The 14,613-nt window shown below is 30.4% G+C and carries 11 protein-coding genes and 1 pseudogene; 10 read left to right on the top strand and 2 right to left on the bottom strand.

Annotated elements, in window-relative coordinates:
- The first annotated feature begins 43 nt into the window (after positions 1–43).
- Genes ACIQ66_RS01575 through ACIQ66_RS01555 form a run of 5 tightly spaced genes read left to right on the top strand, consistent with a single transcriptional unit; the run spans position 44 to position 6,732 of the window.
- A complete protein-coding gene (locus tag ACIQ66_RS01575) occupies positions 44–1,249 on the top strand; it encodes a retropepsin-like aspartic protease (RefSeq protein WP_396211061.1) in 1,206 nt (401 codons plus the stop codon).
- Positions 1,242–2,447 carry a hypothetical protein gene (locus ACIQ66_RS01570; protein WP_396211060.1) on the top strand — a complete coding sequence of 402 codons (1,206 nt, stop codon included), beginning with the start codon at positions 1,242–1,244 and terminating at the stop codon, positions 2,445–2,447. The genes ACIQ66_RS01575 and ACIQ66_RS01570 overlap by 8 nt, the downstream gene beginning before the upstream one ends.
- 7 nt (positions 2,448–2,454) lie before the next feature.
- Entirely contained in the window at positions 2,455–3,258 is an 804-nt protein-coding gene (locus ACIQ66_RS01565; RefSeq protein ID WP_396211059.1) for a tetratricopeptide repeat protein, read from the top strand.
- Positions 3,249–5,444 carry a peptidase domain-containing ABC transporter gene (locus ACIQ66_RS01560; RefSeq protein ID WP_396211058.1) on the top strand — a complete coding sequence of 732 codons (2,196 nt, stop codon included), beginning with the start codon at positions 3,249–3,251 and terminating at the stop codon, positions 5,442–5,444. The genes ACIQ66_RS01565 and ACIQ66_RS01560 overlap by 10 nt, the downstream gene beginning before the upstream one ends.
- A 1-nt stretch (position 5,445) precedes the next feature.
- Complete coding sequence (locus ACIQ66_RS01555) at positions 5,446–6,732, top strand: HlyD family secretion protein (RefSeq protein ID WP_396211057.1); 1,287 nt, start codon at positions 5,446–5,448, stop codon at positions 6,730–6,732.
- Between the two features lie 136 nt (positions 6,733–6,868).
- Here ACIQ66_RS01555 and ACIQ66_RS01550 read toward each other — a convergent pair whose 3' ends face one another.
- Positions 6,869–7,198 (bottom strand): heavy-metal-associated domain-containing protein, encoded by a 330-nt coding sequence (locus ACIQ66_RS01550; RefSeq protein ID WP_396211056.1) that lies wholly within the window; start codon positions 7,196–7,198, stop codon positions 6,869–6,871.
- A gap of 119 nt (positions 7,199–7,317) precedes the next feature.
- Between ACIQ66_RS01550 and ACIQ66_RS01545 the strand changes: the two genes are divergently transcribed.
- Together ACIQ66_RS01545 and ACIQ66_RS01540 are read left to right on the top strand one after the other, a co-directional pair.
- Entirely contained in the window at positions 7,318–8,184 is an 867-nt protein-coding gene (locus ACIQ66_RS01545) for a DMT family transporter (protein WP_396211055.1), read from the top strand.
- Positions 8,185–8,260: 76 nt separating this feature from the next.
- Positions 8,261–9,286, top strand: a complete 1,026-nt coding sequence (locus ACIQ66_RS01540; protein WP_396211054.1) for a LacI family DNA-binding transcriptional regulator — start codon at positions 8,261–8,263, stop codon at positions 9,284–9,286.
- 406 nt (positions 9,287–9,692) lie between these two features.
- Here ACIQ66_RS01540 and polA read toward each other — a convergent pair whose 3' ends face one another.
- Entirely contained in the window at positions 9,693–12,584 is a 2,892-nt protein-coding gene (polA, locus tag ACIQ66_RS01535) for a DNA polymerase I (protein ID WP_396211053.1), read from the bottom strand.
- A gap of 145 nt (positions 12,585–12,729) precedes the next feature.
- Between polA and ACIQ66_RS01530 the strand changes: the two genes are divergently transcribed.
- The 3 genes and pseudogenes from ACIQ66_RS01530 (at position 12,730) to ACIQ66_RS01520 (ending at position 14,610) form a co-directional block, all read left to right on the top strand.
- Positions 12,730–13,965 carry a metallophosphoesterase gene (locus ACIQ66_RS01530; protein WP_396211052.1) on the top strand — a complete coding sequence of 412 codons (1,236 nt, stop codon included), beginning with the start codon at positions 12,730–12,732 and terminating at the stop codon, positions 13,963–13,965.
- A 72-nt stretch (positions 13,966–14,037) separates the two neighbouring features.
- Positions 14,038–14,334, top strand: a complete 297-nt coding sequence (locus ACIQ66_RS01525) for a thioredoxin family protein (protein WP_395044228.1) — start codon at positions 14,038–14,040, stop codon at positions 14,332–14,334.
- An 18-nt stretch (positions 14,335–14,352) separates the two neighbouring features.
- Positions 14,353–14,610: pseudogene (locus tag ACIQ66_RS01520) on the top strand (DUF4160 domain-containing protein).
- The last annotated feature ends 3 nt before the right edge of the window (positions 14,611–14,613 follow it).

The following is a 14,613-nucleotide window of genomic DNA, read 5'->3' as shown; positions in this document are numbered from 1 at the left end:
AAGGAGTGTAAAAACACTCCTTTTTAAAACTTATATTTACTTTATGTACAAAAAATTTATTTCTATACCATTATTACTTGGATTACTTTCATGTTCGACGGTAGTAAGGAATGTATTTGGAAATCAATTAATTGATAGTCATTACGCGCCAAAAAAACAAATAAACACATTTTATACAGAGATACCATATAAAATTGAGAAGGGGCGTATTATGATAAAAGCAAAAATAAATAATTCTGAAAAAGAATATAATTTTATGTTTGATACAGGAGCTATTACTATTATTTCAGATGTTTTGGTACCTGAATTAGGATTAAAAGATGGTGTAACTGTTGTAAATAGAGATACTTTTAATAATGAAACTGTTGGAGTTAGTTATTTGACGAGTTTAAAAATAGGTAGTCTTGATATTAAAAACTTGAGAATTAATACTGCAACTACAGATTTGTTTTCTAAAAAGTGTAGTCAAAATATTGATGGAATAATTGGTCCAAATATACTGAACCAAGGATTTTATTACTTTAATGCAAGAGAAAGAATACTTGTTATTACAAATATTAAAGAAAAGTTACCATTAAATAAATTTGGTAAATCGACAAGATTAAAAAGATTTTTGGGTCAACCTTATCTAAAAATTAAAGGAGCTAATAAAGTATGGCTAAAATTAGATACTGGTTATGCAAATGGGTTTTTGCTTGTTAATGAAAATTCAAAAATAGTAAGTAGAAAAGATAAACAATTAAAGCAAAAAAAAATGTCTTTCAAAGGTCTTTTTTCCGAAGAAATTAAAACAGTTTCTTATTATGAAAGAGAAGTATTCATCGGGCAAAATGCATTTTTAAATACTATAGAACAATATAGTAATAAGAACTGTAATGGTTATATTGGAAGTAAAATAATTGAAGATAACGATATTGTCATTGATGTGCCAAATAAAAGATTTTATTTATTAAAAGTTTATGACACTAAAATTGATAACAATATTGCCAATATTAATTTTAGATTTAAAAAAGATAAAGTAATTATTGGTGCATTGTCAAAAGGTGGTGCATTAGAAGATAAAGGGATTACTATGAACGACACTGTTTATAAAATTAACAATATAAGCATCGAAGAAATTAAAGACGAATGTGAATTAGAAGATTTTAAAAAAAAATACATAAATAATATTTTCCCATTAATAATAGAGATTAATAAAAACAATAAATTTCAAAAATTTACTATTTCAAAAAAAGAATTCTATGAATAATAAACTATATACTATCTCAAAACTATTTTTAGATAATGGTCTAGCCCAATTAATACAAAACATAAAAATATTACTTTATAAACAGGACGAAAATATATTTGAAATTTTAGATTTTGAAAATGATAAAATTTATATTGAACCTCTTTTATTTGCTTACTTTAATAACTTCGAGACTAACAAACAAAAATTAGAGTCGGTTGTCTTTGGTTATTCGCAAAAAACTATACATATCGAATTGGTTTCTGATGAAAATGGAATAATTTATTTGCCAAATGTAGGATGGTTTAAAACGAATTTAAAAAATGAGAAATTTGATTTTGATAAATTAAGTTTCAAATTGCTTCAAGACAAAAAAATTATTGATTTTGAGTTTGAGAAATTAGAATTTATAACTGACACAAAAATAGAAGTGATAAAATACCCAATACCACTTTTAAAAAAGTTTTATTTTAATACAGAAAACGAAATTTTAAATGTTGAAATTGAGAGTGTTACCCGAGAAAATTTGAAAAGCATAACTAAAGCTTATCAATTAATAAAACAATATATTCCTACACAATTTGAATTGATAGAAAGATATGCTCCTAAATGTGTCATATTTAATATTGATACCTATTTACGAAATTCCTTTGCTACATTATCAGCTCAGGGAATTGGATTTTATAATGCCTATCAAGATGACTATGATGAGGTTTTTTTTTTAGATGATATAGCTCATCAAACAGGACATGTGATATTTAACGTGATGATATATGAATCCAAACTATTTTTTAAAACGGATAAGAATACAATACTTGAAGTTATTAATATGCCTGATGGTAGTTTTATAGAAAACAGGGATTTACATGTTGTTTTTCATGCTCTTTACACTTATTATGCTAGTTTTATTTGTTTAGACGCTTGTTTAGAAAGCAAAGCATTAATTGGCAGACAAAAGCACGAAGCTTTGGGAAGAATATCATTTTATATTAACAAATGTTATAGAGATTTATTACTTATAGACAATCCAATAAACTCAGAAATTAAATCAAGTGAATATTTTACTGAGATGGGTTTACAAATATATAGTGAACTAAAAAATAAGTGGAAAGAAATGTATAGAAAATGGTTTGAAGTAACAAAACATTATGATATGAGTAATCAACCCTATAATTTTACATATTCCAATTTTGCTGAACTAAATCCTTTAAAAAACTAAAATTACAATGATTAAAATCATAACATTACTATCAATTTTAATATTATCTAATTGTTTTGGTCAAGCTACTATTCAAGAAGTCTTCGATAAAAAAACAAAACAAGAAGCAATCATTAAAGAATCTCTTGAGAACGGAGCATGGAGGCATATGCTGTTTTCAAAAGAATGGCAAGATGAAATTGATTTAGGTTTAAAAAAAGATAGTACAATTGCATATTTATGGCAACAAAAGGCTATGCCTTATTTTAAATTGAGAAAGTGCGAAATAGGTATGCCTTTTATAAACAAAGCCGTTCAATATGATGCTAAAAGATGGCAACCATATAGAGCATTCATCAAATGTATTTTTGCAAGAACATATAAAGAAGCTATAATAGATTTTGAAGATTGTATTAAAAAATTCGGCAATAACTATGAGATGGATCATACATATAGTTTTTACTTGGGATTATGTTATTTGCAATTGAATGAATACGAAAAAGCAGAAAAGTATTTTAAAGAATATGTAGAAGATTTGTTTCAAAACAGGCAAGGTTTAGAGCATCACACAGCTTTATTTTATTATGGAATTGCAAAATATGAATTGCAAAATTTTGAAGAGGCAATTGTTGAATTTGATAAAGCATTAAAAATATATTCAAATTTTTCTGATGTTAAATTCTATAAAGCAATGTGTTTTATGAAAATTAATAAGGAAAAAGAAGCCATGACATTACTAGAGGAAGGAAAAATGGATGCCGAAAAAGGCTATACAATTAACGAGGATAACGCTATTTATGAGAAATATCCATATCAAGTTATATGGAAATAAAAAGTAAATTCCCCTATTTTAAGCAACTCGACTCTAGAGATTGCGGGCCTACCTGTTTGAGAATGGTTGCCAAACATTATGGCAAAACATTTTCGAGAGAATTTTTGAGAGATAAAGCCAGTATAACAAGAATTGGAGTTACAATGGCTGGTATAGCAGAAGCTGCTGAAGCTATTGGTATGCGAACATTAGGCATGCGTGTTTCAATGGATAGTTTAGTGACTGAAGCACCAACTCCATTTATAGTTCCTTGGAGACAAAAGCATTTTGTAGTAGTTTACAAAACCTCAAAGGATACAATTTTTGTTGCAGATCCAGCGCAAGGATTGTTAACGTATAGTCATGAAGATTTTAAAAAAGCATGGACAAATACAGGTGATGATACAGGTTTTGCCTTGCTTTTAGAACCTAACACACAGTTTTTCGCTCAAAAAGAAGATAAAGCTAAAACCAAAGGATTTTCCTTTTTACTACCTTATTTTAGACCTTACAAAAAATTAATACAACAATTATTTATAGGATTACTTGTTGCTTCAATAATACAACTTATTTTGCCTTTTCTGATGCAATCAGTTGTAGATATAGGTGTTAATAACCGAGATATTCCTTTTATATACCTAATTTTAATTTCACAATTAACACTTATTTTGTCTCAAACATTAGTAAGTGTTTTTAGGGAATGGCTATTAATACACATTACAAGTCGCTTTAATATAAAAATGATTTCTGATTTTTTGTTTAAAATGTTGAAGCTTCCAATTTCTTATTTTGAAACTCGTAATACAGGTGAGCATATTCAAAGAATCGCAGATCATACTAGGATTCAAAATTTTATATCATCATCTACGTTGAACATGTTGTTTTCAATAATTACATTCCTATTATTCAATTGTATACTAGCTTATTATAATACTAAGATATTCTTTGTTTTTATAATAGGAGCTGTTCTTTACGTTGGTTGGACTTTCTTCTTCTTAAAAAAAAGAGCTGAACTTGATTATAAAAGATTTGATGAAACTTCACAAAGTCAAAACTCTCTTATTCAAATTATAAGTGGTGTTAAGGAAATAAAAATAAACAATTCGCAACGTAAAAATAGATGGAAATGGGAGTTTACTCAAATTAGCCTGTTTAAGACATCTTTAAGCTCATTAAAATTGGCTCAATATCAATCGATAGGAGCCACATTTATTAATGAACTTAAAAATATAATCATAACATTCTTAGCTGCTAAGGCAGTTGTTGATGGAAGTTTGACTCTTGGAATGATGGTTACAACTCAATATATCGTTGGTCAACTAAATTTACCATTAAGTACTTTTATAACATTTATTCAAACCTGGCAAGATGCCAAAATTAGTTTAGAGCGTTTATCTCAAGTGCACACAAGAGATGATGAAGATGTTGAGAACCTGAATAAAAGCAAAGAATTACCCGTAAATAAGTCAATTATCTTGAAGAATTTATCATACAGATATGGCGGACAATCTACCCCTTTTGTACTAAAAAGTATTTCTTGTTCAATTCCCGAAGGAAAAACTACTGCAATTGTTGGTGCCAGCGGAAGTGGAAAAACAACATTGATGAAACTTTTATTAAAGTTTTACGAGCCAACAGAAGGAGAAATACTTATTGGTGAAGTAAATTTAAATAACCTAAACAATGATTTTTGGCGTATGAATTGTGGTGCAGTAATGCAAGATACCTTTATGTTTAATGACACAATTGCAGGAAATATATCTGAATCCGAGCAAAATGAAATTATTAATAGAGACAAATTAAACAATGCAGCTTTCGTAGCTAATATTGAAGATTTTATACAAAAGCTTCCAAATAAATATAACACCGAGTTGGGAACTTCTGGAATTCGTTTAAGTGGTGGACAAGAGCAAAGAATTATGATTGCTAGAGCCGTTTATAAAAACCCTTTTTATCTTTTTTTTGATGAGGCTACCTCTGCACTTGATGCAAATAATGAAAAAGTAATAATGGAAAATTTAAATAAATTTATTGAAGGTAAAACTGCTATAATAGTAGCACATCGTTTATCTACTGTTAAAAATGCGGATAACATTATTGTACTTGAAAATGGTGAGATTGTTGAGCAAGGAAGCCATGAAATCTTAACTAGATTAAAAGGCAAATATTATGAATTAGTTAAAAATCAATTAGAGTTAGGAAATTAATATGGACAATATAGATGACGGTTTAAAAATTTATAGTGAGGAGGTTCGGGATGTCCTATCTGATCCTCCTAAAGCATTATTAAGATGGGGAAACACCATTGTATTCGCTTTTGTAATATTATTAATCTCTATTTCTTGGCTTATAAAGTATCCTGATTTAATTTCTACACAAATAACTATTACTACTTCAATTCCACCTGAAAAATTAGTTGCGAAAACATCAGGAAAAATACAAGCTATACTTGTAAATGATAGAACGAATGTTATTAAAAAAACACCGCTTGCAGTAATTGAAAACTCGGCAAACTATGAAGATGTTTTTCTATTGAAAAGCATCGTTGATACAATTGACATCAATAAATCGAAATTCCCTTTTGAAAAATTAGCCTCAGCACAATTAGGAGAAATTGAAAGTTCGTATGCTATTTTTCAAAAAGAAAGTAGTGCTGATGATTTAAACTCAAAACTTCAACCCTATAAAGTTGATGGCGTTGCTCAAAGTTATGAGGCTATCCAACTAAAAGAACGATTAAGCCTTTTAGAATCTCAAAAAAGCCTCAATCAAAGTGAACTAGAACTTCAAAAAAAAGACTTAGAGCGTTATGAAGGATTGTACAAAAAAGGAATTATTGCCACGCAAGAAATTGAAAAACAAAGACTAGTTTATTTGCAATCGCAAAAAAATTATAAGAATGTTTTAAATACAATTTCTACTTTAAAATCTTCTCTTAACGAGTTAAACAGAACAAGTAAAACAACTCAAATAAATGAAAGTAAAGAAAATATAAATCTTGAAAGAAATGTTGTTCAGGCTTTTTATCAATTAAAAAAAGTGATTAAAGATTGGGAATTGAATTATGTTTTGCGTTCTTCCATAAATGGTAAAGTAACCTTTTTGCAAATATGGACAGAGAATCAAAACATTGAAGTTGGTTCAACAGTTTTTGCCATCATACCGAGTGACAAAAGTAATTTTATAGGAAAAGTAAAAGCACCAGCATTGAATTCGGGAAAAATAAAAATAGGGCAAGATGTTACTATAAGACTAGCCAATTATCCTGATACAGAATTTGGAATACTAAAGGGAAAAGTAACCGCTATTTCATTAACTCCCGACAAAGACAACAACTTATTGATAGATATTTCATTACCAAATGAATTAGAAACCTCTTATAAAAAACAAATTACCTTTCAACAAGAAATGACTGGAAATGCCGATATAATTACCGAAGATTTAAGATTGATTGAACGATTGTTATATCAATTCAGAGGTGTTTTTAAAAGATGATTTCACAAAAATGATAGCTTAACTAGCCCCGATTGCAGTGAAAATAAAAATACTTCCATTGTTTGGAAGCATTTTTATTGTAACGAAAAGCGGGAATAAGGATTGTCGAAAAAGCCCAAGCCATTTGCTCCTAAATTTATTTCACACTTGAAACACTATACGTTTTACCATCAGCAGCAGATGCTACTGTTTTAACTAAATTATCTGGAGACAAAACCGCGGCATCATAATCAATAGTAGCGATTTTTGTGTCAAAATCTACAACAGCTTTTTGAACGCCTTCCATTTTTGAAAGATCATCTTCTACCGTTTTGGCGCATCCAATGGCACAAGTCATTCCTTCAACAGTTAATGTTGCTTTGGCAGGTTTTTTTGCTTTAGCTATAACTTTAGTTTCTGTTTTTGCGGTAGCATCGGGAGCTACTTCTTTTTTACAACTAGTTACTAATGTGGCTATCACTGACATTAGCACAAATAATTTGGAGATATTCATTGAATTTAGTAAATTATAATTAGTAACAAATTTACAAAAAAAAGTAGCAAACTATCATAAAATTATACCAATTTTGTACTTCAATCATTTGCATGGAAACAAACAATAAAAAATGGCTTTTTCTTCTGGTTTTAGCTTTCATTTGGGGAAGTTCTTTTATATTAATTAAAAGAGGATTAGTAGGTTTAACACCTATTCAGTTAGGCTCTTTGCGAATTATTTTCTCTGCAATTTTTCTTTTGGTAATTGGTTTCAAAACCTTACCGCAAATTCCACAAAATAAATGGAAGTACATTGCATTAACAGGTTTGTTTGGCACGTTTATTCCGGCATTTCTTTTTGCTATTGCACAAACTCAAATTGATAGTACGATAAGTTCTATTTTGAACTCATTAACACCAATGAATACATTATTAATTGGTATTTTAGCTTTTGGATTAACACCTAAAAGAAGCCAAATCATAGGTGTAATTATTGGGTTGGTTGGAAGTGCTTTATTAATTCTAAATGGAGCAGCAACACATCCTGAACAGAACTATTACTATGCCATTTTGGTAATTATTGCGTCTATTTGCTATGCAATGAATGTCAATCTTTTAAAAAAATATCTTTCTGACTTAAGTCCGTTAAGTATTTCTACTGGAAATTTTACGGTTATGTTGTTACCAGCTTTACTAATTTTATCTTTTTCTGGTTTTTTAGAGGTTTTTCAGTTGCCTCTAACGCAGCATTCTATGTTATTTGTACTAATTTTAGGTGTTGTAGGAACTGGAATTGCCAATATTATTTTCTTTAAATTAATTCAAATTTCGTCTCCTGTTTTTGCTACATCTGTGACGTATTTAATTCCAGTTGTTGCCTTCTTTTGGGGTTTGGTCGATAGTGAAGTTTTGAGTCCAATTCAATTGGTAGGAGCACTTATTATTTTATTTGGCGTTTATTTGTCTAGTAAAAAATGATTTTCGCATAACCTTAACGGTAAAAATTAAAATTTTACGATAAGTTTCTTTAATTTTACATCTCAAATTAAGTAACATGAAAGCAAAAGCTACTCTTAAACAAATTGCAAAAGAGCTGGGTGTTTCTGTTTCTACCGTTTCAAAAGCATTGAACGATAGTCCAGAAATTAGCGAACCAACTAAGGTAAAAATTCAAGAATACGCAAAATTAAAGAACTACAAGCCCAATATGATTGGTTTGAATCTTAAAAACCGTTCCACTCGTACGATTGGTGTTATTCTTCCCAATATTTTAAATCAGTTTTTTGCAAAAGTTTTTACAGGAATTGAGAAAGTAGCCGATGAAAAAGGATATAAAGTAATTACTTGTATTTCAAATGAATCGCTCGAAAAAGAAATAAATGCTCTAGAAATGTTAAGCAACGGAACTATTGATGGTTTTATCTTATCAATTTCTGATGAAGCACAAAAGTTACAACAATACAATCACTTCAAGTCAATAATTAGCGAAGGAACGCCAATTGTAATGTTCGATAGAATCGCTGAAGAAGTAAACTGTGACAAAGTAGTTGTAGATGATTTCGATTCTGCTATTGATGCAACCAATCATTTGATTAAAACAGGTTGTAAAAAAATAGCTTTATTTTCTTCAATAGATAATTTGAGTGTTGGAAAATTAAGAGCTAAAGGGTTTTATAAAGCAATTGAAGCCAATGGATTAAAAGCCGATGAAAATTTAATTGTTCTTGCTGAAACGGCAGATGATTTTGATGCAAAAGCAGCTGGTTTTTTTGATAAAAATAAAGTGGATGCTGTTTTCGCACTTGATGAACACGCATCAGTAACAGCAATGAAATTAGGAATCAAAAAAGGATTAAAAATTCCTGAAGAACTTTCTGTTATTGGATTTGCCGATGGTGTTTGGTCCCGAAGATTAACACCAAGTCTATCTACGGTAAGCCAACACGGACCAGAAATAGGCGAAGTCGCTACTAAAATGCTTATTGAAAAACTTGAAAGCAAAGAAGAAATTTACAATCACAAAACGACCATTGTAAAAACTGAATTAAGACAAAGAGAATCGACTAGAAAAATTAAATAACTTTTTTCTTATCATCAATACTAGTGATGCAACCAATAATGGCATTGAAAAAGTATTACATATTGTGACAAAATTTCCAAAATTATTTTTTTTGTAACTAATCTGTTTCCAATCAGTAAAAATCCTGTGTTTAGGATGGGAAAATGATCTAAAAAGAAAACATAATTTTTAACTTGAAAACTGAAGTTGTATTCTGTATTGTGACAACCTAATATAATAGAAGCTGAAATTACAATTAGCAATTCAAATAGCGTCAAGTTAGTTTACTGTTGGTTATAGATTTAATAGCAGTAATGGTTTTTCCTGAAAGAATTGGTTTGGTCATGAAAGCAAATATATAGAAATTTTTTTGTGTTTTTTATTGAAAATGTGAAAACTGCCAACTGCGACTGAATACTACCAACTTTTAATGCGCTTCCAGCCAATTTTTTCCAACACCAATTTCAACATCCAACGGAACATCCATTTTAAAGGCATTTTCCATTTCATGTTTTATCATTGGTTTTATTTTTTCTAATTCTGAATTATGAACATCAAAAACCAATTCGTCATGAACCTGAAGTAACATTTTCGATTTCCAATTCTCCGAAGTTAGTTTTTTATGAATATTAATCATTGCAATTTTGATAATATCGGCTGCCGAACCTTGAATTGGAGCATTTACTGCATTTCGTTCGGCGCCACTTTTTACCATCATATTGGCCGAATTAATGTCTTTTAAATAACGTCTTCTTCCTAAAACTGTTTGAACGTAACCATTTTCTCTAGCAAAATCAACTTGATTGCTCATGTATGACTTTAGTTTTGGATAAGTCGCATAATACGCATCAATCAACTCAGCACTTTCTTTTCGTGACAACGAAGTTTGATTAGAAAGTCCGAATGCAGAAACACCATAAATAATTCCGAAATTTACAGTTTTGGCATTACTACGTTGTTCTTTTGTAACTTCTTCTAAAGGCACATTGAATACTTTTGCAGCCGTACTTCGGTGAATGTCTTCGTTGTTTTGAAACGCTCTAATCATGTTTTCTTCGCCTGATAATGCTGCGATAATTCGAAGTTCTATCTGCGAATAATCGGCAGAAACTAAAGTGTAATTTTCATCGCGAGCAATAAATGCTTTTCTTATCAATCGTCCTCTTTCAGTCCGAATTGGAATGTTTTGCAAGTTCGGATTATTTGAACTCAAACGACCAGTAGCGGCAACAGTTTGCATATAATCGGTGTGAACACGTCCAGTTTTTTTATCAACTTGATTTGGTAAAGCATCAATGTAAGTACTTTGCAATTTCACCATTTGACGCCAGTCTAAAATATCTTTTACAATTTGATGTTCGTTGGCTAAATAACTCAAAACTTCTTCACCAGTAGCATATTGACCAGTTTTGGTTTTCTTTTGTTTGGCGCCACCAATTTTCATTTTGTCAAATAAAACCTCGCCCAATTGTTTTGGTGAAGCCAAATTGAATTTCTCGCCAGCCGTTTCGTATATTTTTTGTTCTAATTCTGAACTTTCTTTAGCCATTTCAACCGACATTTCTTTCAAGAACGGAACGTCAAGATTAATTCCTTCCAATTCCATTGCCGCTAAAACAGGAATTAACGGAATTTCGATTTCATCAAATAACTTTTTGGTTTCGGCTTTGTCAAGAATTGGACTGAAATTTTGCTTTAATTGAAAAGTAACATCGGCATCTTCGGCAGCGTATTCTTTGATTTCTTCCAAAGCAACATCGCGCATCGATTTTTGACCCGAGAGCTTTGCTCGAACTGACGAAGTATTTTTACCTTTTTTACCAATTAAATCTTCAATAGATTTTGGAGAATATTTTAAATACGTTTCTGACAAAACATCCATATTGTGACGCATATCAGGATTTATCAAATAATGCGCAATCATCGTATCGAATAATTTTCCTTTGATTTGAACTCCATAATTAGATAGAATTTTCAAATCATATTTTATATTCTGACCGACTTTTTCGATGGTTTCACTTTCAAAAAACGGCTTGAATTTATCAACTAAAAGTTGTGCTTCTTCCTGATTTTCTGGAAACGGAACGTAAAATGCTTCGCCTTTTTGCCAAGAAAATGACATTCCAACTAATTCGGCATTTAAAGCATCAATTCCAGTAGTTTCAGTATCAAAACATACTGAAGTTTGATTTAGTAAATTTTGCAAAAACAATTTTGTACCCAAGTCACCTTGAATGATAGTGTAATTATGATTGGTGTTTTCTAATGTTGCATAGTTAGAATTGGTTTTTACTTCACCACTTTCCTCATCCGAAAATCCGAACAAATCAAATTGGTCTTCGTTTGATTTTTTCGCTACTGTTTTCTTTTGAATTTGATTTTTGTCATTGCTATTGTCATTGCCGTTTGTATCAATTTCGTCGTATTCTTTTCCAGTGCCAAAATATTTATCAAACTGTGCTTTCATTTGGCGGAATTCCAATTCTTGAAATAAAGCATCGGTTTTTTCAACATCAGGTTTTGATAATTCAAAATCTTCAGCATTAAATTGAACAGGACAATCGAGTAGGATAGTAGCCAATTTTTTTGATAATAATCCTAATTCTGCATTGGCTTCAATTTTATCTTTAATGGCGCCTTTTAGTTCGTGAGTATTTGCCAAAAGATTTTCCATCGAACCATATTCTTTCAAGAACTTCTTTGCCGTTTTTTCGCCAACGCCTGGCAATCCCGGAATGTTATCGGCTGCATCGCCCATCATTCCTAAGAAATCGATTACTTGTTCTGGTCGTTCGATTTCAAATTTTTGTAATACTTCAGGAATTCCCCAAATTTCGATGTCGTTACCCATTCGTGCTGGTTTGTACATGAAAATATTTTCGGAAACTAATTGTGCAAAATCCTTATCTGGCGTAACCATAAAAACTTTATAATCTTCTTTTTCGGCTTGTTTTGCTATAGTTCCAATTAAGTCATCGGCTTCAAAACCTGCCACTTCAATAATCGGAATGTGCATCGCTTTCAACAATTCTTGAATATACGGAACGGCAATTTTTATAGCTTCTGGAGTTTCGTCGCGATGTGCTTTGTATTCTTGGTACATTTCATAACGATACGTGCTTCCGCCTTTGTCAAATGCTACGGCTAAGTGATCGGGTTTTTCCCGTTTGATTACATCCATCAAGGCATTCATAAATCCCATAATGGCTGATGTATCCATTCCTTTAGAATTGATTCTAGGATTTTTTATAAAGGCAAAATAACCTCGAAAGATTAGTGCGTAGGCATCAAGAAGGTAAAGGCGTTTTTGAGTTGACATAGTATGTTTTTTATGAAATGTAAAAATAGATAATCTTTCAAAATTTACGATTGTTTTTTTTATAATTTAAACCATTGTTAAAATATCTTTAATTATCACTTTTACAATAGAGTTTCTTCGTTAATTTGCCTAAATATTCCAAATCATGGCTTTTAGCTTATTTATACTTTTTTTAATCATTGGTGTAATCGAAATTTATGCTTTTCAGGCTGTTAAAACATTTACTAAGGTTAAATGGGTTCGGCTTTGCTATGTAATTATTTCATTAATGTCAATAGTTTTTATTGTTTATCAATTTACAAGATTTGACAGAAGTGTTGGGCAAACACCCATGTTCATGATTACTGTTGGATTGATGTTGTTGGTTTTGATTCCGAAATTGCTAATTACTTCTGTGCTTATACTTGAAGATGGTTTACGATTGATAGTAGGCTCAAGAAACTATTTTAATAATTACGATAAGGAAGCCTCTTTTTTGCCAGAAAGAAGACGTTTTATTAGTAAAGTAGCATTAGGAATAGCAGCTGTTCCGTTTCTTTCTTTAATTTATGGAATGACAGTGGGCAAATATAATTATAAAGTATTACGACATACTTTGTTTTTTGATGATTTACCCGATGCTTTTGACGGATTTAAAATCACACAAATTTCGGATATTCATAGTGGCAGTTTTGATAATCCTGAAAAAATAAGTTATGCAGTTGATTTAATTAATGAACAAGAATCAGATTTATTGTTATTTACAGGAGATATTGTAAATACGAATGCAACCGAAATGCATCCATGGATTGACACTTTTAAAAAAATAAAAAACCATGAATTTGGAAAATATTCTATTCTTGGAAATCACGATTATGGCGAATATGTAGAATGGAAATCTGAGGAATTAAAGAATAAGAATTTTGAGGATATAAAAGATTTACACCGTCAAATAGATTTTAAATTACTTTTGAATGAAAACACCAAACTTAAGAAAGGAAACGACGAAATTGCACTGGTTGGTGTTGAAAATTGGGGTGTTAAATTCAAAAAAGTAGGTGATTTGAATAAAGCTTCCGAAAATTTGAAAAAAGAGGATTTCAAAATCTTAATGAGTCATGATCCAAGTCATTGGGATGCCGAAATTAACACGCACGAAAAAGATTTTCATTTAACACTCTCCGGACACACACATGGGTTTCAGTTTGGAATTGAGATTCCAGGTGTAATTAAATGGAGTCCAGTAGAATACGTTTACAAACAATGGGCAGGTTTGTATGTAAATATGGAACGATATTTGTACGTGAATAGAGGCTTTGGTTTTCATGCATATCCTGGTAGAGTAGGAATAATGCCAGAAATTACCGTTTTAGAGCTAAAAAAACGTAAAAAAGTAGTATAATTAGTTAAAAATAGTACATTTGTATTATTAAATTTCTTTTTATCACAAGAAAATAATTAATATTTTGGTTGTATGTCAAAATTTGGAGAACTTATAAACGCTCAAGTTCCAGTGTTAATTGACTTTTACACAGAGTGGAACGAATCATCAGTATCAATGCATCCTGTAATTAGAGATGTAGCGGCTGCACTTGGAGATAAAGCAAAAGTTATTAAAATTGATGTCGATAAAAATCAAGAATTGGCAGAAGCATTGCGTATCAAAGGCCTTCCAACTTTAATGATCTACAAAGAGGGTCAAATGGTTTGGAGACAATCTGGCGAGTTAGATGCAAATACAATTATTGGTTTGGTTCAAGAACAAGCGTAACTTTAAAATATTCGTTTTATGCCTGAAATTTGTAGATTTTACGGGATGATAATTCAAATGTTTTACAATGATCACAATCCACCACATTTTCATGTTGTTTATTGAGAATTCAAAGTAGTTATTAATATTAGTGATGAAATTGTTGAAGGATTTATGCCTAAACGTGCTTTGAAACTTGTTTTTGAATGGATGGATTTGCACAAAATGGAACTTTTAGAAAATTGGGAATTAGCTCAAAAAGGAGAAATTTTAAAAAGTATTGAACCTTTAAAATAATTT

This window comes from Flavobacterium sp. (assembly GCF_044377315.1).
Taxonomy (GTDB): Bacteria; Bacteroidota; Bacteroidia; order Flavobacteriales; family Flavobacteriaceae; genus Flavobacterium.
Note: the sequence above shows the minus strand (reverse complement) of the source record. Positions and strands in the feature narration are given on the sequence as shown.